The following is a 25,178-nucleotide window of genomic DNA, read 5'->3' as shown; positions in this document are numbered from 1 at the left end:
CTATCATGAAAATCCAAAACATCCTTGCAGTACCTATCTCGTTCCCGGTCCCTCCCGAACATTCCGTCACCCTGGGAATAGGCCGTAGCGTCAAAAGAGACGCAGTCCTTGTCCGGGTTGAAACCGACCAGGGCCTGGTAGGCTGGGGCGAATCCCATCATGGCCGCTGCCCCGGAGCCATTGCCAAATTACTGGAAACTACCATCAAGGAGCTGGCGGTGGGGCTCGATCCGATGGACGTCGTCTCGGTGGGCAGCAAGATCTACAGAATGCAAATAGCCAGCCATGGTATGGGCGCCGCAGCAGCACTGGCCTTGAGCGGCCTGGATCTGGCCTTGTGGGACATACGCTGTCAAGCTACCGGCCAGCCCCTGTACCGGCTACTGGGCGGCTCGTCCAGGCCTATCAAGGCATACGCCGGGGGTATTTCGCTGGGCTGGCAAGATCCCGTCAGCTTGGCGGCCGAAGCCCTGGGGCATCTGGATAAAGGCTACAAAGCGCTCAAGCTGAGGGTCGGGGATACCCCCCAAAGGGATATCGAGCGTGTCGCTTCCGTCCGCAAGGCCGTGGGTGATTCGATCGACATACTGGTCGATGCCAATACCGCCTACAGCCTGGAAGCCGTCCGCCAGACCATGCCGGCCTATCGCGAGCTGAATGTCGGCTGGCTGGAGGAGCCGTTTCCAGCCCAGGACTATTATTGCTATGAAATGGCCAGCCGCTTCGCGACCATTCCGCTGGCCGCCGGTGAAAACCACTACACAAGATATGAATTCGAAGCCTTGCTCAATTCCAGAACAGTGGGATACGCGCAACCGGATTTATCCAAGACGGGCGGCCTGACCGAAGCCATGCGCATAGCAGCCATGGCCAGCGCCAAGAAAATCTCCGTCAATCCGCATACCTCGGCCACCGCTGTCAATATGGCCAACTCCATCCATTATCTATGCGCGCTGGATAACAGCGGCTATTTCGAAGCCGATGTAACCACTCTCAATCCGTTCCGGGACAAACTGTGCTCCGCACTGCCCTATGAGCTCGATGAAAATGGCTGTGTCAGCCCGCTGGAAGGACAAGGAATAGGGCTGGAAGTGGACCTGGAGTTCATCAAAAAACACCCGCTGATTGAAGGCCCATGCTATGTATAGAATGTAGAATGCCGCCACGAGTCGATGCGGGCAGACGTCCAAGTCTCGCTGGCGACTCCCCGCACGTGCAGGAAAGCTCGGTGCCGGCCAGGCGGTTCTTCAGAATAGGTAATTCCCTGCCTTCCTATGTCCCTCTCAATGCCCGCCGAAATCGAATCGCACCGCCCAGGCTATTGGATAGCCCATGAAAAAAACGAGGATGATAAGGCCGGCACCGATTACGATACGGTATGCGTAACTGCATCGATCAACATAGGCAAAGAGGAAATCAAATGGATCTCGGGATTGCGGGCAGAACTGCCCTGGTATGCGGAGCCAGCAAGGGACTGGGTCGAGGCTGCGCGCAGGCGCTGGTACGCGAAGGCGTCAATGTAGTGATTGTCGCACGCGGCGCCGAGGCGCTAGAGGCCACAGCCCAGGCATTGCAAGCAGCCGCCGATACCGTCGGCCCGACGCCGCCCTCTGTCAGGCACATCGCGGCGGACATCACGACGGCCCAGGGCCGGGCTCTGGTCTTCAACGTTCAGAAAGAATTCGATATTGTCGTCACCAATGCCGGCGGGCCGCCTCCTGGCGACTTCCGCGACTGGGACCGCGATGCCTGGATAAAGGCGCTCGATGCCAATATGCTCACCCCCATCGAATTGATCAAGGCGACGATCGATGGCATGGCGGCCCGCGGCTTTGGGCGCATCGTCAATATCACCTCAAGTTCGGTAAAGGCGCCGATCGATATTCTGGGGTTATCCAACGGAGCACGCAGCGGACTCACAGGCTTTGTCTCCGGCGTGGCGCGCAGCGCGATCGCCGCCAAAGGCGTGACGCTCAACAACCTTTTGCCCGGTTCCTTCGATACGGATCGTCTCAAAAGCGGGATGGAAGCTGTCGCGGGGAAGTTGGGGCAAGGTCTGGCCACCGTGCGCGAGGCGCGTAAAAAAAGCATTCCGGCGCATCGCTTCGGTACCGCGGCCGAGTTCGGCGAAATTTGCGCATTCCTTTGCAGCGTGCACGCGGAATATTTGACAGGCCAGAATATTCTCGTGGACGGCGGCGCCTATCCAGGAACTTATTGACTCCCGCGGCCGGACCGCCATACCCGGGTTTTCGCCTCGCCAGCGGATCCCCGACCCGCAATTAGACTTCCAATAATAAAAAAAAGTATACTTTTGCCGCAGTTCGCCCCTCCCGCGGCAGGCATCTTTCCTTATTCAGCCCAGGTACCCGGAACGCCATTTGTTGTCATCTGGCATGAACGAAAGGGAAAAACTCCATTGCCCTACTTCACAGACAGTCCTGAGCCCCTCTTGCGAACGCAAGTAAGCAGGCCAGGTCTGTCCAGCAGATGTCGTCGGGCCCGTCGGCTGCCTTGACACCTTAAACATTCAAACATTTACGTATGACCGCCAATAACCCCGCAAATTCCGCCGCCGCGATCGTGGCGGCGTCGCCCATTCCGCACTACACCGCCGAAGAAAAGCGCAAGCGCATCTTTGCCATCGTTGCCGCCTCGTCGGGCAATCTGGTCGAGTGGTTCGACTTTTATGTGTATGCATTCTGCGCCATTTATTTCGCCCACTCGTTCTTCCCGCAGGCGAACCCCACCGTCCAACTGCTCAACACGGCCGGTGTCTTTGCGGCAGGATTTCTGATGCGCCCAATCGGTGGCTGGCTGTTCGGCCGGATCGCGGACAGGGCCGGACGCAAGAATTCGATGGTGATTTCGGTCACGATGATGTGCGCGGGCTCGCTCGTCATCGCCTGCCTGCCCACCTATGCAAGCATAGGCGCATGGGCCCCCGCCCTGCTGCTGGTGGCGCGCCTGTTCCAGGGACTTTCGGTCGGCGGCGAATACGGCACCACGGCCACCTATATGAGCGAGGTGGCGTTGCGGGGCCAGCGCGGCTTTTTCTCATCGTTCCAATATGTGACCTTGATCGGGGGACAACTGCTGGCGGTACTGGTCATCGTCATTCTGCAGCAATTGCTCAGCGAGCAGGAATTGAAAGACTGGGGCTGGCGCATTCCATTTGTGGTCGGCGCCGTTACGGCCGTTGTCGCCCTGCTGCTGCGGCGCGGCCTGCACGAAACATCCACGGCCGATACACGCGGCAACAAGGAAGCGGGCACCCTGGGCGGTCTATTTCGGCACCACAAAGCTGCCTTCTTTACCGTCCTGGGCTTCACCGCCGGCGGCTCGCTGATTTTCTATACCTTCACCACCTATATGCAAAAGTACCTGGTCAACTCAGCCGGCATGTCCATCAAGACCGCCAGCTACGTGATGACCGCCTGCCTTTTTGTGTATATGTGCCTGCAGCCTCTGTTCGGCATGCTGTCCGATCGTATCGGACGCCGCAACAATATGCTGCTGTTTGGCGGGCTCGGCGCCCTGTGCACCGTGCCCATCATGCTGGCGCTGCACAGCGTCACGAATCCGGTCATGGCTTTCGTGCTGATCGTACTCGCACTGGCGGTCGTCAGCTTCTACACGTCCATCAGCGGGATTGTGAAAGCTGAAATGTTTCCGCCCGAGGTGCGCGCATTGGGGGTCGGATTCGCCTACGCGGTCGCCAATGCCATTTTTGGCGGCTCCGCCGAATATGTAGCGCTTGGCCTCAAGGCCCTGGGGCATGAGACCAGCTTCTATTGGTACGTGACGGCAATGATGGTGCTGGCCTTCCTGGTCAGCCTGCGCTTGCCGCGACAGGCCGCGTACCTGCACCACGATCACTGAGCCGGCGCATTACAGAAACATTCCGCCCGAAATCTCGATACGCTGGGCGTTGACCCAGCGGTTGCTGTCGAGGAACAAGGCGGCAATGGCGCCGCCAATATCGTCCGCCTGGCCGGCACGACCCAGCGCTGTGTTGGACGCGACGAAGCGGTTGAGCTCCGCATTGTCCCGCACCGCTCCGCCGCCAAAATCAGTGGCGATCGCGCCCGGCGCGACAACATTGACAGCGATGCCGCGCGAGCCCAGTTCCTTGGCCATGTAGCGGGTAAGCACCTCGATGCCGCCCTTCATGGCGGCGTAAGCGGAGTATCCCGGCAGGCTAAACCGCGTCAGCCCCGACGACACATTCACAATCCGGCCATGGTCGGCCATCAGCGGCAATAGCTTTTGCGTCAGGAAGTACGGCCCCTTCAACTGAATATTCATCAGTTGATCGAACTGCTCTTCCGTCGTATCGGCAAACGCCGCATGAATGCCGATTCCGGCGTTATTCACCAGAAAGTCGAAATTCTCGCGCTGCCACTGCCGGCTTAGCTCATGCCGGACCTGCGCGGCAAAGGCGTCAAAGGTGGCACTGAGGCCGACATCCAGTTGCAGCGCCGCCGCACGCCGCCCGGCCTGCGTGATTTCCGCGACAAGGGCTTGCGCTTCGGCCAGATTGCTGTGATAGGTAAGAATGACGTCGACGCCCTGGGCAGCCAGTTTCAGGGCGGTATTCTTGCCCAGGCCGCGGCTGCCGCCGGTTACAACTGCAATTTTGCTGCTCATACTGTGACTCCTTGCGTGATGCATTGATCGAGCAATCGGCCTATTCCTCGACGTCGGGCAATATCGCCGCCAGGCCATGCCGGCTGCCATTACCGTCACAACACCGAATATGGAACATAGGACCGGTCTGAAACCCGGCTCGCTCCATCAAGGCGTCGTGTCAGCGCCCTTTCAGACGATTCTCGACCGGATCCGATGAGTCAGGTCCTGCAACTGGTTCCGGGAACAGGGAAAGTAACGGGGTATAAAAATTGAATATACAGGATCTTCCCGCCTGGAAGAAAGCCTCTTTCCAGGTTTGCCAGCTGCCAATTTACATCTAAGATAAGCCCGAGCCATCCAGCGTATGATTACCAGCCTTATTTCAAATAATTCATCCAGCCAGGTCCTCACCCAGGCTGTCCGGGGGGGTTACTGATGTCTCGAGCGGATTCCGGCCTGTTTGCTGCGCCGACTGCTTCTTCCGACACGGCCCATGGCGCACGCGCGGCCGCGCGGCCCTTGGCGCAATTCCCGGGCTCCCGCCCCATCGCCGGAATCCTGGTGTTGATACTGTCCACCTGGGCTCTGTCGGGCCTCGATGCCAGCGGAAAATGGGTGATGGGCGCAGGAGTGCCGCTGCTTGTACTGTGCTGGGTGCGGTATGTCGTCCACCTGGCTCTGGTGCTGGCACTCGTGCTGCCCTCGCGGGGCGCGCGGGCGCTGCGCAGCAAGCGCATGCGCGACCAGGCCCTGCGCGGCGCAATCATGCTGGCGGCGACCTTGTCTTCTTTCATGACCTTGCGGCACCTGCCGCAGGCGGAAGCCACCGCCATCAATTTCCTGGCGCCGCTCATTATTCTTGCGCTTGCCCCGTGGATTCTGCACGAGCCCGCGCGCCTGTCCCGCTGGGTCGCGGCGGGGGTCGGCTTTGCCGGAGTCCTGATCGTTATCCGGCCCGGCGCCGGCCTGGACCCCGTCGGAACGGTATTCGGGCTGATCACGGCATGCGTCTTTGCGGCGCAATATATCGTGACGCGCCGCCTGGCAAACGACGATCCATTCACCACACTGATCTGGAGCGGCGCCGTAGGCAGTGTCTGCCTGACCATCGCCCTGCCCTTCATCCTGCCGTCGGCGATGCCCATGCTCGCATCGCTTGGCCCCTTGCAATGGGCAATACTGATCTCGACCGGAGCCTGGGGTTGCCTCGGGCATTTGCTGCAGATCCAGGCCTATCGGCAGGCACCGGCTTCAATGCTGGCGCCGTTCCTCTATTTCCAGATTGCCAGTGCCAGCGCTTTGGGCTGGCTGATCTGGGGCCAGTTTCCCGACGCGCTGAGCTGGCTTGGCATCGCCATCATTTGCGCCAGCGGCATCACCATCGGCATGGTCGAATGGCGATCGGCGCGCCGGCAGCAATAAGCGAACCGCAATGCCCGCCCTGCCTCAATCCTGCGCCATTCTTTGCGATTCGGCCAGCCGGCCAATCTCCGACGCCAGCGACAATAGCGGCTCGTTCAAGCTGGCGATGGCCTTGTCAAAAGGCTCGTCAGAGAGCGATTCGATGTCGATTTTCCAGTCATATGCCTTGCGATAAACCTGCGGAATAGGCCGATGGATTACAGATTATATATTTCCACTTGATGGAAATAGCCTAGTGCCTGTGCTCACCAGGCTGCGTACACTGATCGACTCTACATGGAGAGACAGCACAATGAAGCAAACCGATTTCCAGCGACGCCAGCTCCTGCTTGGAGCCGCGGCCGTGATGACCGCTCCGCTTTTGCCAGGCATGGCAAAGGCAGCATCTGATAATTTTCCCGACCGGCCTGTAAAAATAATCGTGCCGTTCTCGCCCGGGGGGCCGACCGACCTCATGGCCAGAACCATAGGCAAGCCGCTGAGCGAAGATCTGAAGCAAGCCGTGATCGTCTACAACAAGCCGGGCGGCGGCGGCGCAATCGCGCTGGGCGAAGTCCGCAACGCCGCGGCCGATGGCTATACGCTGGCCTTCCCTTCCATCCAGGCGGTCACCAACCCAGCGCTGCGATCCGACTTCCCCTTCGATATGGAGCATGATTTCACCGGCGTCACTGTGGTGGGTTACATCGCGCACATACTGGTAGTCAAGGCCGATTTCCCCGCCAAGACTCTCAAGGAATTCGTCGCCATGGCAAAGGCCAAGCCCGAGGCCTATTCATACGGTTCGTCGGGCAACGGTTCTTCCGGCAATCTGGCGATGGAAATGTTCAAGGACCGCGCCGGCATAACAGTGACACACGTCCCCTACCGCGGCTCGGGGCCTGCCGTGCAGGACATGCTGGCGGGGCAGATCCAGATCATGTTCCTGGATACGACCACGGCCATACCCTTGCTGCAATCGAAGAAACTCAGGGCGCTGGCCATCGCGCCCGCCAAACGCGTGTCTGTCTTGCCGGACGTGCCCACGATCGCGGAACAGGGCTATCCGGGTTTCGACATCCACGCCTGGTATGGCCTTCTGGCGCGTGCGGGAACTCCGCAATCCATCATCCAGAAAATCTATCGCAGTACGAAAAAATCCTTGCAAGACCCCAACGTCGTAAAAACTTTCCATTCCCTGGGAATCGAACCAGGCGGAAATACGCCCGCCGAGTTCAACCAGCTCATCAAGGAAGACCTGGTCGCATGGAAAGGCATCGTTAAAAAGCTGAATCTGAAAATCGAATAGGCGCCCGTCATGCACATAGTTATTCCCGACGACTACCAGGACTGCGTACGCACGCTCGACTGCTTTGCCAAACTCGCACAGCACCGGGTGACGATATTCAACGACTCGAACAAAGATATCGACGTCCTGGCCGAACGTTTTCAGGATGCCGAAGCAATCGTGCTGACACGCGAACGCACAGCGCTGCCGGCCAGGCTCCTGGAACGCCTGCCCAGCTTGAAACTGATCAGCCAGATCGGGAAGGTTGCCCAGCACATCGACCTCGACGCCTGCCGCCGACTGGGCATTGCCGTCGCGCAGGGCTCCGGTTCAGGGTCGGCGACAGCCGAACTCACCTGGGCGCTGATACTTGCCAGCCGCCGCAATCTGGTGGCGGAAGCCAATCAGGTCAAGCAGGGGCTGTGGCAGGCGAGCCTGGGGCAACAGTTGGGCGGACAGCGGCTCGGCATATGGAGCTATGGCCGAATCGGCAAACAGATTGCCCAGTATGGCAAGGCATTCGGGATGAATGTATGGGTCTGGGGTGGTCCGGAATCGACGGCGAGAGCCCGGAGAGACGGCATCGATGTCGCCGGGTCGCGCGATGCATTTTTTGCCGAAAGCGATGTGCTCAGCCTGCACATAAGGCTTTCGGAACAAACCCGTGGCATCGTCACGCTGTCGGACCTGAAAAAGATGAAACCCTCCGCGCTGGTGGCCAACACCAGCCGCGCCGAGCTGATTGAAACCGGAGCGCTCGAAGCGGCGCTGAAAATCGGCACACCCGGGTTTGCCGCCGTCGATGTCTATGACGACGAACCCTTGGCCGGCCCCGGCCACCCCTTGGTCCAGTTGCCCAATGCCTTGTGCACGCCGCATCTGGGCTATGTTGAACGTGACAACTACGAGAACTACTTCGGCACCGCTTTCGACAATATCAATAATTTTGCCGCTGGCAACGCCACCAATCTGGTTTGAAAACCAAGGAGACTTCAATGCATTGCAAAACCCTGTTCCTGGCCAGCGCCCTGTGCCTGGCCGCCTTGTCCGTCAGCCCCGCGAACGCGGCATTTCCCGACCGGCCGATCGACATCGTGGTGCCCTTCTCGCCAGGTGGAGGTACCGACCAGATATCCCGCACCATCGCCGATGGCATGTCCAAGTCATTGCACCAAACCGTTTTGGTCCTGAACAAACCCGGCGCCGGCACCATCATAGGGACCGGGTTCGTTGCAAAAAGCAAACCCGATGGCTACACCCTGGTCATGGCCACGTTCGCCCATGCGGTGAACCCCAGTCTGTATAAAAACATCCCCTACTCGACCGACAAGGACTTCACCCCCGTAGCCCTGATCGGCACCTCGCCCAATGTACTGGTGGTCAACAGCCACAGCCCTTACAAGAACGTCAAGGACATCATCGACTATGCCAAGGCCAATCCTGGCAAGCTGACCTTCGGTTCCTACGGCACAGGCACCTCCGCCCATCTGGCGGCAGCCCTGTTCGAGAACCTCGCCAAAATCAAGATGACGCATGTGCCCTACAAAGGCAGCAGCCCCGCCATTACAGATCTGCTCAGCGGGCAGATCAATATGGTGTTCAGCACCGCGGCCAGTGTGGCGCAGTACGTCAACAGCGGGCAATTGAGAGCCATAGCCGTCACATCGAAAAAACGTTCTTTCGCCTTCCCCAAGGTGCCCACCATTGCCGAATCAGGCCTGCCAGGCTACGAAGCGGAAAGCTGGTACGGCCTGCTGGCTCCAGCCGGAACGCCTCCCGAGGTCATACAGAAACTGAATGCGGCGACCCAACAGGCCATCAAATCGAAAGCCTTTCAGCAACGGATCGAACAAGAAGGCCTGAATGCCCATACTGGACAGCCTCAGGACCTGCAGGCATATATTTCAAGAGAAGAAAAGCTCTGGCACAAAGTTGTGCAAGACGCACACATTACTCTCGACTAACACACTTACTACCTCGTAAACCCATTACATGACTACTCCACACACTATCCGGCTGGACATTGAAAACGATATCGCGGTCATAACACTGGCCCGACCGGAAAAACGCAACGCGCTCAACGACAGCATGCGGGAAGACCTGTTGGCGGCGCTGCGCCAGGCCGCTTACGACACGTCCGTCAAAGCCTTGATCATTACAGGGAGCGGCCAGGCGTTTTGCGCTGGGGGCGATATCTCCGCCATGCAGGAACGAGCCGGGGCGCCCGCGGGAGAAATCGCGTTCAATGGCTGGAGCCGGCAGCAGAAAACCCATCAGGCCATTGCATTCCTCCATGCATTCCCCAAGCCGGTCATTGCGGCCGTCAATGGGGCAGCCACCGGACTGGGAGCGGACCTGGCCCTGAGCTGCGACTTTATCGTGGCCAGCGACGAGGCCACTTTTGCCTGGAGCTATGTGCTCAGAGGTTTGATACCCGATGGCGGCGGCATGTATTTCCTTCCTCGGCGGGTCGGCCTGAGTAAAGCTAAACAGCTTATTTTTTCGGGCAAGACCATTACCGCACAAGAAGCCGAACGAATCGGCGTCGCCGACCTGCTGGCGCCGGCGGGAACCCTGCTGGCCGAGGCCAGGAACCTGGCGCGCGAATTCACCGGTGGCTCCTCCGCCGCCATCGCGCTGGGCAAATCAATATTGAACAAGAGCTTCGAACTCGACGCCGAAACGATTTTCGCTCAGGGTAGCCAGGCCCAGGCCATCTGCTACACCACCGGCGAACATCAGCAGTCAATCGCTGCTTTTCTGAACAAAACCCAGCGGGGCCGCTAGCCATGGAAGCCATCAATCGTTTATGGAAGCCGCGCAGCATTGCGGTGATAGGTGCCTCGTCGGACGTGACGAAAACATCCGGAAAACCCCTGGCCTATCTGAAGAAACATGATTTCAAGGGCCAGATTTACCCTGTGAATCCAAGCGCGCGCGAGATTGCGGGCTTGCCTTGCTACCCGGATATCGCCTCGCTTCCCGAAGCGCCCGATGTGGCTATCGTCATGCTGAGCGCCGAAAAAGCCATACCCGCCGTACGCGCCCTGGCCGCCATCGGCACCGCAACGGCTATCGTACTGGCCAGCGGCTATGCCGAGCTTGGCGAAGAAGGCGCGAGACGGCAGGAAGAGCTGAAAAAAGCGGCCGGCTCCATGCGACTGCTCGGACCCAATACCATCGGGCTGGTCAATCTGACCGATAACATTCCACTATCCGCCAGCGGCGCGCTGGAGGTCGACTCTTTGCCCAAGGGAAATATTGCACTCGTGTCCCAGAGCGGCGGCATCCTGGGCTCGCTGCTGTCGCGCGCCGCGACGCAGGGCATAGGGTTTTCGAAACTGGTCTCCACCAGCAATGAAGCCGATCTTGATCTGGCCGACTTCACCGATGCCCTGATCGACGACGAAGCCACAACGGTTATCGCCCTGTACATGGAAAGCCTGCGCAATCCGAATAAATTCCGCAAAATAGCAAAAAGGGCCCGCAGTGCCGGAAAACCCATCGTCGTCTTCAAGGTAGGAAGATCCGAATCCGGAGCGCGCTCCGCCGTCTCGCATACCGGCGCCATGGCAGGCTCCGACAGGATGTACGACGCGCTATTCAAAGAAGCCGGCGTCATACGCGTCCAGGAATTCGCCGATCTGCTGAGCGTACCGCTGGGCTTATCGATTGGGCGCCCGCTCAAGGGCAACCGGATTGCCATACTGACATCCACCGGTGGAGCGGGCACGCTTGTCGCCGATAGCCTGGGCCTGGCCGGTTTCGACACTCCGGTGCCCGACGAGGCCACGGCGGAAAAACTGAGAAGCATCCAGAACGGCCAGCAAGCGGCACTGGACCGCAACCCTATCGACGTGACGCTGGCCGGGCTGGATCCGAAGCTGCTGCGCGGCGCCATCAGCACCCTCATGCTCAGCGACTCGTACGATGCCATCGTAGCGATCGTGGGATCTTCGGCCCTGGCCATGCCTACCTTGGTTTCAAGCGCGATCGAGGACTGCCTGAGCCTGAACGGCAAACCGGTGTTCACTTATATCAGCCCCCATGCGCCGCATATCGCAGCCCAATTGAACCGGCTAGGCATCCCGGCATTTACGGCGCCCGAAACATGCGCATCGGTCTTCAAGGCCATGCTGGCCGCCAGCCAGACGGCGCCTGAATATGAACCGACGCCCTCCGCTACCCGCCAGCAGGAAAACATTCCGTCCGGCCCTTTGAATGAAACACAATCCAAGCAACTGTTTGCACGATTCGGCATTCCCGTTACCCGTGAAATCACTGTCGCCAATCCACAGGAGGCCGAACACGCCGCAAAAATTTTCGCCGGGCCGGTTGCCCTGAAGATGCTTTCCGATCAACTCACGCATAAAAGCGATGTAGGCGGTGTGATGCTCAATCTTCGGGCGGACACTATCGCTGAAGGCCTGCTCAAGATGCAAGACACGGTGCGCGACAAGACAGGCGATACACCGCAATCGTTTCTGGTGCAGGAAATGGCTGGAAACGGCGAGGAGCTGATTCTGGGGCTGGCCCGCGATCCCCTGGGCTGCGCCATACTGCTGGGCACGGGAGGCACAGCTGCCGAGCTGTTCAACGACACGGTGCTTGTAATGCAACCCCCAGACCGGGCCCTTACCAGGGTGGAGGCGGATTCCATGATACGAACGCTGAAGTCATGGCCGCTGCTGAACGGCTACCGAGGAAAACCGCTGCGGGATACCGAAGCCCTGGTTTCGGCCATTGTCGGTTTCTCGGAAATGGTTCATTGCCTGGGGCCGCGCTTGCTGGAGGCCGAGATCAATCCGATTTTTGTGAAAGACCAAGGCGAGGGAGTGCTGGCGGCGGACGGGGTTGTGGTTCTTGCGAAGGGCACTTAAAAATAAAGCCTGGCTAACGCATTTTTGGTTCAGGTGTTTTGGTTCAGATGTTTACGGGGGTGGACGAGTTTCCGTGACTTTTGTTTTGAGCTGCCTGTACTGGTTGGAGCGATGGTTTTGGACTGAGCGTTGCTGTGTAGGCGGCGGTTAATTCTATAAAGACGCCGCAGGGTGGGCGGTGCTGTGTAGTCCGGCACGTCCAGCGGTCGTGGTGCTACGCACCCCGACTGCCCGGGTCTGCCTCGTCCAGGCGGGCGTCGGGCCAACTCGCAGTGCCTCGCATGCGAGGCACTGCTCAGACAGGGCCCGCCGAAAGCCCCCGCCTTCCCTTCGTCAGCACCCGGCGCTGGACTACCGCCGGACTACACAGCACCGCCCACCCTGCGGCTTGCGTTGAGGCAATGCAGCGAGGGATACGTTGGGGAAGCCGCGTTGAGCCAATCACAGGCGACATTGAGGCGGTGGGTGCTTTTAGTACATCCAGTCGTCAATCGAGGTAGATGTGGCGACGTGATGGAGGCATGAGTGCAGGCACGTTAACGGTTCTATGGGTGCAGGCCCGTTAACTATCGGTGCAAGCACGTTGATTCCAGGCATGCCATTACGCGAGCCGTCTATCGGGGCTTGGGGTCAGGACCGGCGTAAGGCGTGCGCCGGATTTAGCTCGGCAAGGCGGGGGTAGTCGGCGGGCGCTGTCTGAGCGTCGCCCCGCTCTGCGGGGCGACGCGAGTTCGCCCGACGCCCGCCTTGACGTGCTAAATCCGGATGAAGCACGCCGTGCCGGGCCTGACCCCAAGCCCCGATAGACGGCGTCTTTAAATACCAAAGCTGCCAAAACGTCGAATGCTGCAAACAACTCGAACCAAAAACGCCTCAACGCAGCCAGGCTTTATTAAAACCGAACTTCTATTTCTGAATATGCACCGTAGCCAGCAGTTTTTTGAAGTAGCCCGATTGCAAAGCCATGAAAACGCCGAACACGGACAAATTCTTGATTTTCAGGCTTATATCTTGAAACCTTTTTAAAGAACAGCCAGCATCCCGCCATCCACATAGATGATCTGGCCATTGACATAATTGGATGCCCTGGATGCCAGATAAACCGCCGTACCGGCCAGTTCGTCGGGCAGGCCCCACCGGCCGGAAGGAGTTCGGCCCTTTACCCAGCTATCGAATTGCGGGTTGCTGATCAACGCGGCATTCATGTCCGTTGCCATATAGCCAGGGCCAATGGCATTGATCTGGATATTGTATTGCGCCCATTCGGCAGTCATTGCGCGAGTCAGCATCTTGATTCCGCCTTTTGCCGTGGTGTACGGAGCGACTGTCGCCCGTGCACATTCGCTCATCAAAGACCCAATGTTTATTATTTTTCCACCTTGTTTCCTGGCAATCATCCTTTTAGCGGCTTCTTTTCCCACCAGGAAAGCGCTGGTCAGATTCGTGTCGATCACGCGTTGCCATTCGCTTAACTCGAGATCCACCAGAGGCTTCCGGAGCTGAATCCCGGCATTGTTGATCAGAATGTCGATGATCAGCCCTTTGGCATCCAGCGTCTTGAAGGCCTCGACAACCGCTGTTTGATCGCTGACATCGAACAGCGCTTTTTCCGCCGCATAGCCCTTCGCATGTAAAGACTTGACCGCGCTGTCCAGCCTTTCGGCACTCGTGCCGTTCAGAACAATGGTGGCGCCATGAGCCGCCAAAGCCTCGGCAAAGGCGAAGCCAAGCCCCCTGGATGAGCCCGTAATCAGTGCGGTGGAACCGGTCAAATCAAATAAACCTGGCATTTTTCGAGCCTCACTCAATTATCTTCCCATTACAACAATTTCCCGGCCTGCTACACCGGTTCCAGCGTCGCGAACCAGCTCACCAGGCCCAGCACTCCTAAGCCCAATGCAATTTCCACGCCAACAAGACGGGCGAACATGTTTACGGCATTAGTCGAATCGCTGTTCATCCTTGGCACCAGCACATAGCGGTTGACCAGCGCCAACAACGTCATCAGGCCGACCAGCATTATTTTTACAAGCAGCAGGCGCTGGTAGATCGACGACCATTGCAAAGGCCATGCGCCCAACACCAGCCCTATATTGACCAGGCCGCTGACAACAACGGCAATAACGGCAAAATGACCGATGCTTGAAAAGCGAATGTGAGTGCGGATGACGTCCTGGCGATGCGCTGTTTTCAAATAGGCCATGGTCCAGAGCAAGGGGATCAGGCACCCCAGCCAGTACGCGCCCGAGAAAAGATGCACGGCCTGATTGACGCCCGCGATCGCGTTCACATAACCCTTGTGGCTCGCCGCATGTCCGACAAAGGCCATGCATAGCAACATCAAGGTCGAAAGAACGGGCAATATCCCATGCCGCTGCCGGCCAAGCCCCGTCAGCACGCACAAAAGCGCCAGGCCGGAAAGCCCCAGTTGCCAGCGCCACACTCGACCGAACGAAGTACCCAGCACCGCCAGCCAGGTAGAGGGATCAAAGGCATCCGGCCAGCCATTGCCCATCTGCCCCGCCTGCAAACACAGCAACACCCCGGCGCAAACACACGCGACAATGGTGCATCCATGCAGCATGAGCCGGGTACGGGATCTGGACGCGGGCCTGAACGCGCCTGGCGTCAGGCACTCTACGTAGATGCTTATGCCAAACATCAGGTAAAGCGCGGAAAAATGTATCCAGCGCGTGACTATATAGACTCCGTCGAGACTCATGAAGGCTACTTGAGGCTGAAGCTGTAGTCGCCCTTGGTCTTGTGCCCATCGACCGACACGGCATGCCAGTTCACCCGATATTGCCCCGCGGGCATTGGGCCTTGAACGGAGATAAGCAAACGGGAGTTGTCCTGCGGGTCCACTGTGGGCTGGCTCAGTTTCACCGGCACATTTTTCGGCCCGCTAATGGAAACACCGCTGAATTTCGGTTCGACGCCTTCGGAGAACTTCAGTTTAATCACACTGGGCGCAGCGCTGACGACTGACTTGGCGGCGGGGACTTCCGATTTAAGATGAGCATGGGCAAAGGCCGGTTGCGATATCAGGGCCAATGCCAGCGGCGTGGCATAAGCAACGAGTTTGCACAAGGGATGTTCGATCGACATGGCGGCAATTTCCTGAACATTAATGAGAACCATTACTATAATCCCTGCAACTGTCGCACCGCTGAACCTCCAGCCTCGGCGCGAACATGGCCGGCACATAGTATCGCAAAGCTCTCGTTTCACAACCGCCATGCCGGCGTTGATTCATCTGGTGCGAAAAGATCTGGATAGGCAATAGATCCATACTGCATATTGAAATCGCTAAATATTCCTATAAGTTCTATCTCGCGGGACTTAGAATCTTCAATATGGCTTGCCCCAAGGCAGTCGCCATCCGGCAACACCGTATTGAAGAACACGCTCATGACCCACGACACTTTCGACCCAGCGCAGTTCGACAAGCTGTTGGAACAGATCCAGCAGCTTGTCGGGCCGCTGCACTATGGCACGGTGGAATTGACGTTCCATCAAGGCAAGCTGGTGCAAGTGGAGAAAAAGGAAAAACTGCGGCTTGCCGATGGCAAGGCCCGCGCCTGATTCCAAACCGCCGCATACGCTTTCCCCAAACCAACAATCCGTTTATCTGCTGACTGGACCACCGGAAGCTGAAAATCCCATTTTCATTCTGGAGGTTCCATGTTTTTGCAATTCCGTCATTTCCGATCCCTCGCCGCAAACCGCGCTCAAGCCAAACGCCTGCTGCTCGGCCTGAGCCTGGGCCTGCTGGGCCTGGGCAACGCTCACGCAGACACTACCCTGCTGAACGTATCCTATGACCCGACCCGGGAACTGTACGCTGCCTACAACCCCATCTTTGCCGAGCACTGGAAGAAAACCACCGGCGAGACAGTGACGATCAAAACGTCCAATGGCGGCTCGGGATCGCAGGCGCGCGCTGTCATCGATGGATTGGGGGCCGATGTCGTCACTCTGGCGCTGGCGTATGACATCGAGGCCATCGCCGATAAAACCGGCAAGATTCCGTCCAACTGGCAAAGCCGCCTGCCCGACAACAGCGCGCCCTACACCTCGACCATCGTGTTCCTGGTGCGCAAAGGCAATCCCAAGCATATCCGCGACTGGAATGACCTGATACGCAAAGATGTGCAGATCATCACGCCCAACCCCAAGACATCGGGAGGCGCGCGCTGGAATTACCTGGCTGCCTGGGGCTATGAACTGAAGCAGCAGCTTGGCGACCTGACCGTGCTCAAGGACCCTGCCGCCAAAGACAAAATAGCCGCCGCCCAGGAAAAGGCCAAGGAGTTCGTCGCAAAGATTTATAAAAACACCCCCGTGCTGGACTCGGGCGCCCGCGGAGCGACCAATACGTTCGTCAAACGCGGCATCGGCGATGTGCTGCTGGCCTGGGAAAATGAAGCGCTGCTGTCGAAGTACAAACTGAAGGGCGATTTCGATATTGTCATACCCTCGATCAGCATCCTGGCCGAGCCGCCGGTGGCTGTGGTCGACGGCAACGCCGACAAGCATGGCGCTGGCAAAGTCGCCAAGGCGTATCTGGATTACCTGTATTCCCCCGCAGGACAGAAACTCGCGGCTGCCAATTATTACCGTCCCCAGCATCCCGAATTTGCCGACGCCAAAGATCTGGCCCTGCTGCCCAAAGTGGCTCTATTCAAGCTCCAGGACGTATTCGGCACATGGCAGCAAGTACAGAAAACGCACTTCAGCGATGGCGGCGTATTCGACCAGATCTATCTGAAATAGAATTTCCACAAGCGGTCAACTCCATCCAGAGAGACTAATGGCAACTATCTCATCGACTACCCTGCCAGGCGTGCGTCTGCCGCCTGGCAGCTCCACTCGCCTGAAAAAAAGGCGGCTTCGTTCTTCGTCAATCTTGCCCGGTCTGCGTCCGACATTGGGATATACGCTGGCCTACCTGTGCCTGATCGTGCTGATTCCCCTGTCGGCCCTGGTACTCAAGACCCTGCAGTTGAGCCCCCACCAAATCTGGGCGCTGCTCACCTCGCCTCGCGTGGTCGCCGCATTTCGAGTAAGCCTCGCGTGCTCACTCGCGGCGGCCATCATCACCGCTGTACTGGGACTGATAGTGGCCTGGGTCCTGGCCCGTTATGCATTTCCCGGGAAAAGGCTGTTCGACGCGCTGGTCGACCTGCCCTTTGCCCTGCCCACCGCGGTAGCCGGCATTGTCCTGACCACGCTCTATGCCCCCCAAGGGTGGCTGGGGCAAGGGCTGGCCCTGGCGGGCATCAAGGTTGCATTCACCCCCTTGGGTATTGTCGTGGCCATGATCTTCATCGGCCTGCCCTTTGTCGTGCGCACGATACAGCCTGTCCTTCAGGAACTCGATCCAGCCATGGAAGAAGCCGCGGCCAGCCTGGGCGCACACTATGGCCACACATTTGCCAAGGTGATCTTTCCCAATATCCTGCCCGCGCTGCTTACGGGTTTTGCGCTGGCGTTTGCCCGCGGCATAGGTGAATACGGCTCGGTTATTTTCATCGCCGGCAATATGCCCATGCGGTCGGAAATCGTCCCCCTGCTCATCGTGACCCAGCTCCAGCAATTCGACTACAGCAGCGCCACGGCAATAGCATTGGGCATGCTGCTGATTTCATTCACGCTGCTGTTGATCATCAACCTGCTGCAACTGTGGACTCGGCGCCATGCCGGCAAGGACGCCAAGAAATGACCGCTATCGCCCTTAGCCCCGCTGCCTTGAATGCAAGGGAGCCGCGCTGGATACGCGGCGTCCTGACCGCCGCCGCCCTCGGCATACTGGCGCTGTTCCTGGTGCTGCCCCTGATTGCGGTGCTGACGGAAGCTTTCCATCAAGGGCTGAATGCGTATGCGACCGCGCTGACACAAGCCGACGCCCTGTCCGCGATCCGCCTGACGCTGCTGGTCGCCGCCATTACCGTACCCTTGAATACACTGTTTGGCATCTCCGCGGCATGGGCCATCGCCCGCTTCCGCTTCCGCGGCCGCAGTGTGCTGATGACACTGATCGATCTGCCCTTCTCCATATCGCCCGTGATCTCGGGATTGATCTACGTACTGATCTTCGGCGCGCAAGGCTGGCTCGGCCCCTGGCTGGATGCCCACAATATCCATGTCCTGTTTGCCGTACCGGGCATTGTGCTGGCCACGGTCTTCGTGACCTTCCCATTTGTGGCGCGTGAATTGATCCCGCTCATGCAGGAGCAGGGCCAGGAAGAAGAGGAAGCCGCGCTAAGCCTGGGCGCCGGCGGCTGGACCACATTTATCAAAGTCACCTTGCCCAACATCAAATGGGGGCTGCTGTACGGAGTGCTTCTGTGCAACGCCCGCGCCATGGGTGAGTTCGGAGCGGTATCGGTGGTATCGGGACATATACGCGGCGAAACCAATACGCTGCCCTTGCAGGTGGAGCAGCTTTATAACGAGTACGACTTCGTGGGCGCCTTTGCCGTGGCTTCCCTGCTGGCCTTGCTGGCCATCGTTACCCTGCTGGCCAAGTCGATACTGGAATGGCAGCAAGCCAGGCAGCGCGCCGTCAAGACTCCGCAAGACCCCATTTTATATTCCGAACAGGCCGCATCATGAGTATTGAACTTCTGGACATCCGCAAGCAATTCGGCGGCTTTACCGCACTGGACAATGTCAGCCTCGACATACCCGAGGGTGAACTGGTCGCGCTGCTGGGGCCGTCGGGCTGCGGCAAGACGACCTTGCTGCGCATCATCGCCGGCCTGGAACAGGCCGACAGCGGCAGCGTTGCCATCCACGGCCAGGACAAGACCGATCAGCATGTCAAGAACCGCGGCATCGGTTTTGTATTCCAGCACTACGCGCTCTTTCGGCACATGACGGTATTCGACAATATCGCTTTTGGCCTGCGTGCCAAACCCAGGCGCCAGCGACCGCCCGAAACCGTTATACGCAACAAGGTCGTGGAACTTCTCGATCTGGTTCAACTGGGCTGGCTGGGCGATCGCTATCCCGACCAACTATCCGGCGGACAGCGCCAGCGTATTGCCCTGGCTCGCGCCCTGGCCGTGGAACCCAAGGTATTGCTGCTTGACGAACCGTTCGGCGCGCTCGACGCGAGCGTACGCAAGGACCTGCGGCGCTGGCTGCGCAATCTGCACCAGAATCTTAAGGTCACCAGCATCTTTGTCACTCACGATCAGGAAGAGGCCATGGAAGTGGCCAGCCAAATCGTCGTCATGAACAAGGGCCGTGTCGAACAGGTCGGTTCGCCCGCCGCCGTCTACGATCAGCCGGCTACGCCTTTCGTTTCGCGCTTCATCGGCAACGTCAATGTGTTCCAGGGTCGCATCCGCGACGGCCGCATCGATCTCGGGCACTGGCAGTTGCCCCTGACCGGGCCGGTCAATCCGGACACCGCCCGCATTTCGGCCTTTGTGCGGCCCCATGAAGCGGAGCTTACGCGGCAAGCGGACGCAGGGTTGCCGCCGGTACAAATCGAACATATTCTTCCCTTGGGCAGTGTGGTCCGACTGGAATTGAGCATGGCGCAAGGCGCGAACGCCGACCCTATCCAAATAGAAATCCCGCGCCGCGACTACAACGAACTCAAGCTCCAGGACGGCGGCAAGCTGTTTCTTCGCCTGTTGCAAGGCCAGGCATTTCCATCCGAGGCGACACATTGAATGGAATCGCGGGCGGCTCCTGTGGCTGCCCGCCCACGTCGGGCACTCCTGCTACTAAAATAAACAGACCCAAGGAGACAAAATGCTCAAAGCTCAGCAAAACTACCAGGCCACCTGCCAGGCCTTTGCATGGAATATTCCCGAACACTACAACATCGGGGTCGATGCCTGCGACAAATGGGCCGACGGATCGGGCCGCCTGGCCCTGATCAGCGAAAAATCCCCCACAGAACAAACGCGCTACAGCTTTGACGAACTGAAAAAACTGTCCAATCAGTTTGCCCATGCCTTGATCCGCCACGGAGTGAAAAAAGGCGATCGCGTTGGCATATTCCTGCCGCAGGCGCTGGAAACCGCCGTCGCGCATCTGGCCATCTACAAGATCGGGGCGATCGCCGTCCCGCTGTTTACCCTGTTCGGCACCGAGGCCCTGCAATTCCGCTTAAGCAATTCGGGCGCCAAGGCGCTCGTCACCCACGAGGAAGGCCGGCAGAAACTGGCTGAAATCCGCAGCGCCCTGCCCGATCTGGCAACCCTGTTCAATATCGACGCGGCAAAGTCACAAGCCGATTGTTTATCGTTCTGGCACGAGCTTGAACAACAGTCGCCGGACTTCACCCCCGTCGATACCCTGGCCGACGATCCGGCCGTCATTATTTATACCTCGGGCACCACAGGCAAGCCCAAGGGAGCGCTGCATGCCCATCGCGTACTGCTGGGGCATTTGCCCGGCGTGGAAATATCGCATAATTTTTTCCCTTCGCATGCCGAGCTCATGTGGACCCCCGCCGACTGGGCCTGGATAGGCGGACTGCTCGATGTCCTGCTGCCCGCCTGGCATCACGGCGTTCCGGTGCTCGCCCGCCGTTTCGCGAAATTCGACGCTCCCGCCGCCTACGACTTGATGTCGCACCACGGCGTCACGCACACATTCCTGCCGCCCACCGCCTTGAAAATGCTTAGAACAGTCGAGAACCCCCGCGCGCGCTGGCCGCTGAAACTGGTATCGGTAGCCAGCGGCGGCGAATCGCTGGGCTTGGAACTGATCGAATGGGGCAAGAAAAACCTGGGCCTGACCATTAATGAATTTTATGGACAGACCGAATGCAATATGATTGTCTCCTCGTGCTCAACGCTTTTTCCGCCTTTGATCGGCACCATGGGCAAGGCTGTTCCCGGCCATGTCATCGATATCGTGGACGATGCCGGCCAAGCCGTTCCAAACGGCAAGGAAGGCAATATCGGCGTGCTGGCGCCCGATCCGGTCATGATGCTGCACTACTGGCAGAACCCCCAGGCCACGCGGGAAAAATTTGCCGGCGAGTACCTGGTAACCGGCGATATAGGAATACGCGACGACCAGGATTTCATCCGGTTCCTGGGCCGCAATGACGACGTCATCACCAGTGCCGGCTACCGCATCGGCCCGGGCCCCATCGAAGACTGCCTGTTGGGCCATCCCGCCGTGAAAATGGCGGCAGTCGTGGGTGTGCCCGACGATGAGCGCACTGAAGTGGTCAAGGCCTTTATTATCCTGAACGAGGGCTATAGCGCCAGCGAGGCCCTGGTCCGGGATATCCAGAATCATGTCAAGCGGAAGGCTGCCGCTCACGAGTATCCACGCAAGATCAGCTTCGTCGAATCCCTGCCTATGACGGCAACCGGCAAAATCATCCGCAAGGAACTGCGCAAGATGTAGAGACGGCGCAAAGCGCAGGGGCGGCCCTTGTGCCCAATCCGCGCAGTTGCGAAACGCATTGAAATAAAAATTTCTCCGCAGCAAGCCTTTGAAACAGACAGCCCCGGCAAAGAAGCGCACTATTGGCAGGCCAAGCCACGGAGTGTTTCCCATGTGGGCAAGTCCGCTGAAAACCATACTGAGCGCCGCCGGCCTGCTTGCCGCATGCGGTGTGTTCACGGCTGGCGCTGCAACACCGATCAGCGCCGCGGATCTACGCCTGATACAGCGCGTCACGTTCGGCCCTACGGCCGAAACACTGCAAACATTTTCCCGGGAAGGCCGGCATAAATGGCTGGAAAGCCAATTGCATTATGTGGGCGATCAATGCCTGCCCGCCGAAATCCGCAACCGTATCGAGAAGTTGGATATCGAGCATGACAACCCCGCCGCGGTCTGGCGTGCGCGACAAGCGGCGCTTAAAGAAGCGCGGGAACAGGGTTCGCAGCAGGCCAGGATGGCAGTGCGCCGGGAATACGATCGGCAAAGTCTGGCGCAGGCCTTCGAACGCCGGACCTTGCGTGCCTTGTACTGCAGCAATCAACTGCAGGAAAAACTGGTCTGGTTCTGGTACAACCATTTCAATATCTATGGCCACAAGGGGATTACGCCGATCTTCGTACCCGATTACGAAGAGTGGGCCATACGCCCACATGTGCTGGGAAGGTTCCAGGATCTGCTGATGGCCACGCTGACGCACCCCGCCATGCTCGAATACCTGGACAATGCGCGCAATATCAAGGGCAAGCCCAACGAGAATTACGGCCGTGAAATCATGGAACTGCACACCATGGGAGTCGATGGCGGCTATACCCAAAACGACGTGCAGGAACTGGCCGCAATCCTGAGCGGCGCACGATTCTACGTGAAGGACAAGCCGCTCAAGCAGGTGCGGCGCCTCTCGGCGTACTACCTGGAGCACGGCGCTTTTATCTTTGATCCGGCCAGGCACGATGCGGGCGACAGGATTTTTCTAGGCAAGCAATTCAAAGGTTCGCCCGGCTTCGACGAAATAGAACGCGCCGCCGCAATACTCGCACACCAACCCGCCACCGCGCGCTTCATATCCAGAAAACTGGCCACCTATTTTCTGTCGGACGATCCACCCAAAGCCGTCGTGGATCAAATGGCGCAAACCTATATGAAGACCGACGGGGAAATTGCCTCGGTCCTGCGCACACTGTTCGAGTCGAAGCTGTTCGATGCCAATGTAAAGCCCAAGTTCAAGGACCCTGTTCAATATATTTATTCATCGATCCGCCTGCTGTACGGCGATCGCGTCGTGCGGAATACGGCGCCCATTCAGCGCTGGATCAAGGGCTTGGCCGAAGCCCCGTACGAGCACCTGACGCCGGAAGGCTATGGCATGACCCGCGGCGACTGGGCCAACGCCGACCAGTTGGCCAAGCGACTAGGCTATGCCGGCCAACTGGCGTCGCCTCGAAACAAATTGTTCACTCCAGCCGATTCCGGGCTGGCCTCGCGGGAAAGCAATATCGCCCTTGATCCAGCCAGTGCCGCTTATCTCGAATCCATATCGGAAAATTCCGCTCACAGCTACCTGGACAATGCCAGGCTGCAGGCATTGAAGCCGATCTATGAGTCCCCGAACCTGCCGCCCCTGCTGAACAAAGCGCCCCAGGCAGCACAAAAAGCCGCGCTGATCATTTCCTCGCCGGCTTTCATGGAATATTAGGAATCCCATCATGCGCCCGCCTCCTTATTCACTCCTCGCCCCCGAACTCCCCGGCCAGGCTGCATACGGGCGCCGCGATTTTTTGAAAGCCGCAAGCGCGCTCGCGCTGCTATCTTCATCGGCCAAGGTCTGGGCCGTTCCTTCGGCCCGGGGCGCCAGGCTGTTGACGGTGATGATGCGCGGCGGTTACGACGCGGCGAATTTCCTGGTACCCATCAGTTCCGAAGATTACTACGCGGCGCGCCCCCGCATCGCCGTTGCACGCCCTGACCCGCGCAACCCGGAGGCTGCCCTTGCTCTGGATGAACATTGGGGGCTGAACCCCGCTGTCAAAGAGCATTTTTTGCCGCTTTATCAAGCCGGCCAGGCGCTGCTGGTGCCCTATTCAGGCAACTCCGGCGCACCACGCAGCCACTTTGAAGCCCAGGATTTAATGGAGCTTGGCCTGGCATCCGGCAATCCGCATCCCAACCATCGCAGCGGCTGGATGGGACGACTGATCGAGCGCCTGGGTGTCGCCCACTCCGGCGGCTCGGGCATTTCATTTACGCAAAACCTGGCGCTCTCCATGAAAGGCAATGTCGCCGTTCCCAATATTGCGCTGTCCGGCGGCACAGTGGCCAGAAGCAAACCTCGGCATGACGCCGAAATGCAGCAGCTTTACCGAGGCAGCTCCCTGGAAAAGCTGCTCGATGAAGGTATCGCGACTCGACAGACCGTCGCCTCCACGCTGGATGCCCCCGATACGCTGCAAAAAGAAATGATCGCGGCCAGCCGCGGCGCGCCCGACGCTTCGGCATTCGAGAAACAAATGCATTCAATAGCCCGGCTGATGCGAACCCAGCAGGCCTATTCCGTGGGGTTTGTCGATGTAGGCGGCTGGGACACCCATGTGGGGGAAGGAAACGGCAAAGGCCAGCTATCCGGCAAACTTGGCAATCTGTCCAAAGGTCTGGCCGCTTATGCAAGGGAAATGGGCCCTGCCTGGCGCCACACCATGGTGCTGGTGATCAGCGAATTTGGCCGCACTTTCAGGGAAAACGGCAACCAGGGCACCGACCACGGCCACGGAACAGTCATGTGGGTACTGGGCGGAGGACTACGGGGCGGGCGCCTGGCCGGCCGTCAGGAGCCTGTCACAAACAGCATGTTGAACGAGCAGCGCGACCTGCCCGTCTACAACGATTACCGCGGCGTCGCCGCCGAGGCCATCGCGGCACTTTACGGCTTGGGAGCCAGGGATCTGGACTATATATTGCCGGGCGCGCCCCGACTCAAACTTGCTCTGGTGTAGGAGTGGGCCTTATGGTGCCGAATTTGAGTTCCGACAAAATGGCGGCAAGGATCAGGCCGCCGATCACGGTGAAGTGTTCGAGCACCAGCATCATGTCCAGAAAACTCGCCAAGCCTTGCAGCTTCCAGAACTGATGCGCCACCGGGATCGTTGCCAAGGTGAATACGGCCAGCATGCCCGCGCCCAGCCAGGCCCAGCGCCGCCCGAAAATAAGCAATGCCGAGCCAGCCAACTGCACCAATATAACCAGTGCGGCAATAAGCGCCGGCGGCTTCAGGCCGAACTGCGCCATCTCGGCCTGCGCGGTGGTGAAGTCCCATAACTTGGTGAATCCGCTCGCCCAATAAATGAACGTCAGCGCCGCCACACCCACATAAAACAGCCCATTGGAACGCAACAGGCACGGAATGAATTTGCACATCATGGATGAACCCCTTTTAGAAAGCGGCGCTATTCTGGACCCACGCTTTCCTCCCGCCGCCTGGACAAATCGCAAACGGATCGTAGTAGTATTTTGTTACGCCGTCCAGTCATTTCAGCTTGCTCGCCCACCAGCCATAA

General features: G+C 58.8%; 24 protein-coding genes. 18 read left to right on the top strand and 6 right to left on the bottom strand.

Features of this window, described 5'->3' with window-relative positions; genetic code table 11:
• Positions 1 to 5: 5 nt before the first annotated feature.
• From ACYVIS_RS16790 to ACYVIS_RS16780, 3 genes are all read left to right on the top strand, one after another.
• Positions 6 to 1,148 (top strand): mandelate racemase/muconate lactonizing enzyme family protein, encoded by a 1,143-nt coding sequence (locus ACYVIS_RS16790; RefSeq protein ID WP_460874515.1) that lies wholly within the window; start codon positions 6 to 8, stop codon positions 1,146 to 1,148.
• A 272-nt stretch (positions 1,149 to 1,420) separates the two neighbouring features.
• Positions 1,421 to 2,221, top strand: a complete 801-nt coding sequence (locus ACYVIS_RS16785; RefSeq protein ID WP_460874514.1) for an SDR family oxidoreductase — start codon at positions 1,421 to 1,423, stop codon at positions 2,219 to 2,221.
• Between the two features lie 323 nt (positions 2,222 to 2,544).
• The gene (locus ACYVIS_RS16780) at positions 2,545 to 3,882 is read left to right on the top strand and encodes an MFS family transporter (RefSeq protein WP_232743577.1); all 1,338 of its coding nucleotides are present in this window, start codon (positions 2,545 to 2,547) and stop codon (positions 3,880 to 3,882) included.
• A 9-nt stretch (positions 3,883 to 3,891) separates the two neighbouring features.
• Here ACYVIS_RS16780 and ACYVIS_RS16775 read toward each other — a convergent pair whose 3' ends face one another.
• Positions 3,892 to 4,674: an SDR family NAD(P)-dependent oxidoreductase gene (locus ACYVIS_RS16775; protein ID WP_460874513.1), complete on the bottom strand. Its 783-nt coding sequence runs from the start codon at positions 4,672 to 4,674 to the stop codon at positions 3,892 to 3,894.
• Positions 4,675 to 5,067: 393 nt separating this feature from the next.
• Between ACYVIS_RS16775 and ACYVIS_RS16770 the strand changes: the two genes are divergently transcribed.
• The 7 genes from ACYVIS_RS16770 to ACYVIS_RS16740 all read left to right on the top strand — a co-directional run bounded on the left by ACYVIS_RS16770 (position 5,068) and on the right by ACYVIS_RS16740 (position 12,201).
• On the top strand, positions 5,068 to 6,054 hold the full coding sequence (locus tag ACYVIS_RS16770) for a DMT family transporter (RefSeq protein ID WP_232743579.1): 987 nt from the start codon (positions 5,068 to 5,070) through the stop codon (positions 6,052 to 6,054).
• A 10-nt stretch (positions 6,055 to 6,064) separates the two neighbouring features.
• Complete coding sequence (locus tag ACYVIS_RS16765; protein ID WP_460874512.1) at positions 6,065 to 6,229, top strand: hypothetical protein; 165 nt, start codon at positions 6,065 to 6,067, stop codon at positions 6,227 to 6,229.
• A gap of 117 nt (positions 6,230 to 6,346) precedes the next feature.
• Positions 6,347 to 7,342, top strand: a complete 996-nt coding sequence (locus tag ACYVIS_RS16760; RefSeq protein WP_460874511.1) for a Bug family tripartite tricarboxylate transporter substrate binding protein — start codon at positions 6,347 to 6,349, stop codon at positions 7,340 to 7,342.
• A gap of 9 nt (positions 7,343 to 7,351) precedes the next feature.
• On the top strand, positions 7,352 to 8,299 hold the full coding sequence (locus ACYVIS_RS16755; RefSeq protein WP_460874510.1) for a D-2-hydroxyacid dehydrogenase family protein: 948 nt from the start codon (positions 7,352 to 7,354) through the stop codon (positions 8,297 to 8,299).
• Between the two features lie 17 nt (positions 8,300 to 8,316).
• On the top strand, positions 8,317 to 9,285 hold the full coding sequence (locus ACYVIS_RS16750; RefSeq protein WP_460874509.1) for a tripartite tricarboxylate transporter substrate binding protein: 969 nt from the start codon (positions 8,317 to 8,319) through the stop codon (positions 9,283 to 9,285).
• Positions 9,286 to 9,313: 28 nt separating this feature from the next.
• Positions 9,314 to 10,108 carry an enoyl-CoA hydratase/isomerase family protein gene (locus tag ACYVIS_RS16745; protein ID WP_460874507.1) on the top strand — a complete coding sequence of 265 codons (795 nt, stop codon included), beginning with the start codon at positions 9,314 to 9,316 and terminating at the stop codon, positions 10,106 to 10,108.
• Between the two features lie 2 nt (positions 10,109 to 10,110).
• Positions 10,111 to 12,201, top strand: a complete 2,091-nt coding sequence (locus ACYVIS_RS16740) for an acetate--CoA ligase family protein (RefSeq protein WP_460874505.1) — start codon at positions 10,111 to 10,113, stop codon at positions 12,199 to 12,201.
• A gap of 1,022 nt (positions 12,202 to 13,223) precedes the next feature.
• On the opposite strand, the gene ACYVIS_RS16735 is transcribed toward ACYVIS_RS16740, so the two are convergent.
• The 4 genes from ACYVIS_RS16735 to ACYVIS_RS16720 form a co-directional block, all read right to left on the bottom strand.
• On the bottom strand, positions 13,224 to 13,991 hold the full coding sequence (locus ACYVIS_RS16735) for an SDR family oxidoreductase (RefSeq protein ID WP_460874504.1): 768 nt from the start codon (positions 13,989 to 13,991) through the stop codon (positions 13,224 to 13,226).
• Positions 13,992 to 14,041: 50 nt separating this feature from the next.
• The gene (gene copD, locus ACYVIS_RS16730; RefSeq protein ID WP_460874503.1) at positions 14,042 to 14,923 is read right to left on the bottom strand and encodes a copper homeostasis membrane protein CopD; all 882 of its coding nucleotides are present in this window, start codon (positions 14,921 to 14,923) and stop codon (positions 14,042 to 14,044) included.
• 5 nt (positions 14,924 to 14,928) lie between these two features.
• The gene (gene copC / locus ACYVIS_RS16725; RefSeq protein ID WP_460874502.1) at positions 14,929 to 15,342 is read right to left on the bottom strand and encodes a copper homeostasis periplasmic binding protein CopC; all 414 of its coding nucleotides are present in this window, start codon (positions 15,340 to 15,342) and stop codon (positions 14,929 to 14,931) included.
• Positions 15,343 to 15,428: 86 nt separating this feature from the next.
• A complete protein-coding gene (locus tag ACYVIS_RS16720; RefSeq protein WP_460874501.1) occupies positions 15,429 to 15,614 on the bottom strand; it encodes a hypothetical protein in 186 nt (61 codons plus the stop codon).
• Here ACYVIS_RS16720 and ACYVIS_RS16715 point away from each other — a divergent pair.
• From ACYVIS_RS16715 to ACYVIS_RS16680, 8 genes are all read left to right on the top strand, one after another.
• A complete protein-coding gene (locus ACYVIS_RS16715; protein WP_232743588.1) occupies positions 15,613 to 15,786 on the top strand; it encodes a YezD family protein in 174 nt (57 codons plus the stop codon). The two genes, ACYVIS_RS16720 and ACYVIS_RS16715, sit on opposite strands and share 2 nt — an antisense overlap.
• Before the next feature lie 99 nt (positions 15,787 to 15,885).
• Positions 15,886 to 16,977 (top strand): sulfate ABC transporter substrate-binding protein, encoded by a 1,092-nt coding sequence (locus ACYVIS_RS16710; RefSeq protein ID WP_460874499.1) that lies wholly within the window; start codon positions 15,886 to 15,888, stop codon positions 16,975 to 16,977.
• Positions 16,978 to 17,014: 37 nt separating this feature from the next.
• Positions 17,015 to 17,926: a sulfate ABC transporter permease subunit CysT gene (gene cysT, locus ACYVIS_RS16705; protein ID WP_460874498.1), complete on the top strand. Its 912-nt coding sequence runs from the start codon at positions 17,015 to 17,017 to the stop codon at positions 17,924 to 17,926.
• Positions 17,923 to 18,819: a sulfate ABC transporter permease subunit CysW gene (gene cysW / locus ACYVIS_RS16700; RefSeq protein ID WP_460874497.1), complete on the top strand. Its 897-nt coding sequence runs from the start codon at positions 17,923 to 17,925 to the stop codon at positions 18,817 to 18,819. Before cysT ends, cysW begins: the two co-directional genes overlap by 4 nt.
• Positions 18,816 to 19,889 (top strand): sulfate/molybdate ABC transporter ATP-binding protein, encoded by a 1,074-nt coding sequence (locus ACYVIS_RS16695; protein ID WP_460874496.1) that lies wholly within the window; start codon positions 18,816 to 18,818, stop codon positions 19,887 to 19,889. Before cysW ends, ACYVIS_RS16695 begins: the two co-directional genes overlap by 4 nt.
• 82 nt (positions 19,890 to 19,971) lie before the next feature.
• The gene (locus ACYVIS_RS16690; protein WP_460874495.1) at positions 19,972 to 21,588 is read left to right on the top strand and encodes an acyl-CoA synthetase; all 1,617 of its coding nucleotides are present in this window, start codon (positions 19,972 to 19,974) and stop codon (positions 21,586 to 21,588) included.
• Between the two features lie 151 nt (positions 21,589 to 21,739).
• The gene (locus ACYVIS_RS16685) at positions 21,740 to 23,323 is read left to right on the top strand and encodes a DUF1800 domain-containing protein (RefSeq protein ID WP_460874494.1); all 1,584 of its coding nucleotides are present in this window, start codon (positions 21,740 to 21,742) and stop codon (positions 23,321 to 23,323) included.
• 10 nt (positions 23,324 to 23,333) lie between these two features.
• Positions 23,334 to 24,617, top strand: a complete 1,284-nt coding sequence (locus tag ACYVIS_RS16680; protein WP_460874493.1) for a DUF1501 domain-containing protein — start codon at positions 23,334 to 23,336, stop codon at positions 24,615 to 24,617.
• Here the strand turns inward: ACYVIS_RS16680 and ACYVIS_RS16675 are convergent.
• The gene (locus ACYVIS_RS16675) at positions 24,598 to 25,041 is read right to left on the bottom strand and encodes a DoxX family protein (RefSeq protein WP_460874492.1); all 444 of its coding nucleotides are present in this window, start codon (positions 25,039 to 25,041) and stop codon (positions 24,598 to 24,600) included. The genes ACYVIS_RS16680 and ACYVIS_RS16675 overlap by 20 nt on opposite strands.
• Between the last annotated feature and the right edge of the window lie 137 nt (positions 25,042 to 25,178).

The sequence above is a fragment of the Paralcaligenes ginsengisoli genome (genome assembly GCF_054781135.1).
This window is presented reverse-complemented; position numbering and strand designations above follow the sequence as displayed.

Coding starts and splice junctions, on each gene's coding strand:
- ACYVIS_RS16790 (WP_460874515.1), top strand. CDS start 6: ATGAAAATCCAAAACATCCTTGCAGTACCTATCTCGTTCCCGGTCCCT.
- ACYVIS_RS16785 (WP_460874514.1), top strand. CDS start 1,421: ATGGATCTCGGGATTGCGGGCAGAACTGCCCTGGTATGCGGAGCCAGC.
- ACYVIS_RS16780 (WP_232743577.1), top strand. CDS start 2,545: ATGACCGCCAATAACCCCGCAAATTCCGCCGCCGCGATCGTGGCGGCG.
- ACYVIS_RS16775 (WP_460874513.1), bottom strand. CDS start 4,674: ATGCATCACGCAAGGAGTCACAGTATGAGCAGCAAAATTGCAGTTGTA.
- ACYVIS_RS16770 (WP_232743579.1), top strand. CDS start 5,068: ATGTCTCGAGCGGATTCCGGCCTGTTTGCTGCGCCGACTGCTTCTTCC.
- ACYVIS_RS16765 (WP_460874512.1), top strand. CDS start 6,065: ATGCCCGCCCTGCCTCAATCCTGCGCCATTCTTTGCGATTCGGCCAGC.
- ACYVIS_RS16760 (WP_460874511.1), top strand. CDS start 6,347: ATGAAGCAAACCGATTTCCAGCGACGCCAGCTCCTGCTTGGAGCCGCG.
- ACYVIS_RS16755 (WP_460874510.1), top strand. CDS start 7,352: ATGCACATAGTTATTCCCGACGACTACCAGGACTGCGTACGCACGCTC.
- ACYVIS_RS16750 (WP_460874509.1), top strand. CDS start 8,317: ATGCATTGCAAAACCCTGTTCCTGGCCAGCGCCCTGTGCCTGGCCGCC.
- ACYVIS_RS16745 (WP_460874507.1), top strand. CDS start 9,314: ATGACTACTCCACACACTATCCGGCTGGACATTGAAAACGATATCGCG.
- ACYVIS_RS16740 (WP_460874505.1), top strand. CDS start 10,111: ATGGAAGCCATCAATCGTTTATGGAAGCCGCGCAGCATTGCGGTGATA.
- ACYVIS_RS16735 (WP_460874504.1), bottom strand. CDS start 13,991: ATGCCAGGTTTATTTGATTTGACCGGTTCCACCGCACTGATTACGGGC.
- copD (WP_460874503.1), bottom strand. CDS start 14,923: ATGAGTCTCGACGGAGTCTATATAGTCACGCGCTGGATACATTTTTCC.
- copC (WP_460874502.1), bottom strand. CDS start 15,342: ATGGTTCTCATTAATGTTCAGGAAATTGCCGCCATGTCGATCGAACAT.
- ACYVIS_RS16715 (WP_232743588.1), top strand. CDS start 15,613: ATGACCCACGACACTTTCGACCCAGCGCAGTTCGACAAGCTGTTGGAA.
- ACYVIS_RS16720 (WP_460874501.1), bottom strand. CDS start 15,614: ATGAGCGTGTTCTTCAATACGGTGTTGCCGGATGGCGACTGCCTTGGG.
- ACYVIS_RS16710 (WP_460874499.1), top strand. CDS start 15,886: ATGTTTTTGCAATTCCGTCATTTCCGATCCCTCGCCGCAAACCGCGCT.
- cysT (WP_460874498.1), top strand. CDS start 17,015: ATGGCAACTATCTCATCGACTACCCTGCCAGGCGTGCGTCTGCCGCCT.
- cysW (WP_460874497.1), top strand. CDS start 17,923: ATGACCGCTATCGCCCTTAGCCCCGCTGCCTTGAATGCAAGGGAGCCG.
- ACYVIS_RS16695 (WP_460874496.1), top strand. CDS start 18,816: ATGAGTATTGAACTTCTGGACATCCGCAAGCAATTCGGCGGCTTTACC.
- ACYVIS_RS16690 (WP_460874495.1), top strand. CDS start 19,972: ATGCTCAAAGCTCAGCAAAACTACCAGGCCACCTGCCAGGCCTTTGCA.
- ACYVIS_RS16685 (WP_460874494.1), top strand. CDS start 21,740: ATGTGGGCAAGTCCGCTGAAAACCATACTGAGCGCCGCCGGCCTGCTT.
- ACYVIS_RS16680 (WP_460874493.1), top strand. CDS start 23,334: ATGCGCCCGCCTCCTTATTCACTCCTCGCCCCCGAACTCCCCGGCCAG.
- ACYVIS_RS16675 (WP_460874492.1), bottom strand. CDS start 25,041: ATGATGTGCAAATTCATTCCGTGCCTGTTGCGTTCCAATGGGCTGTTT.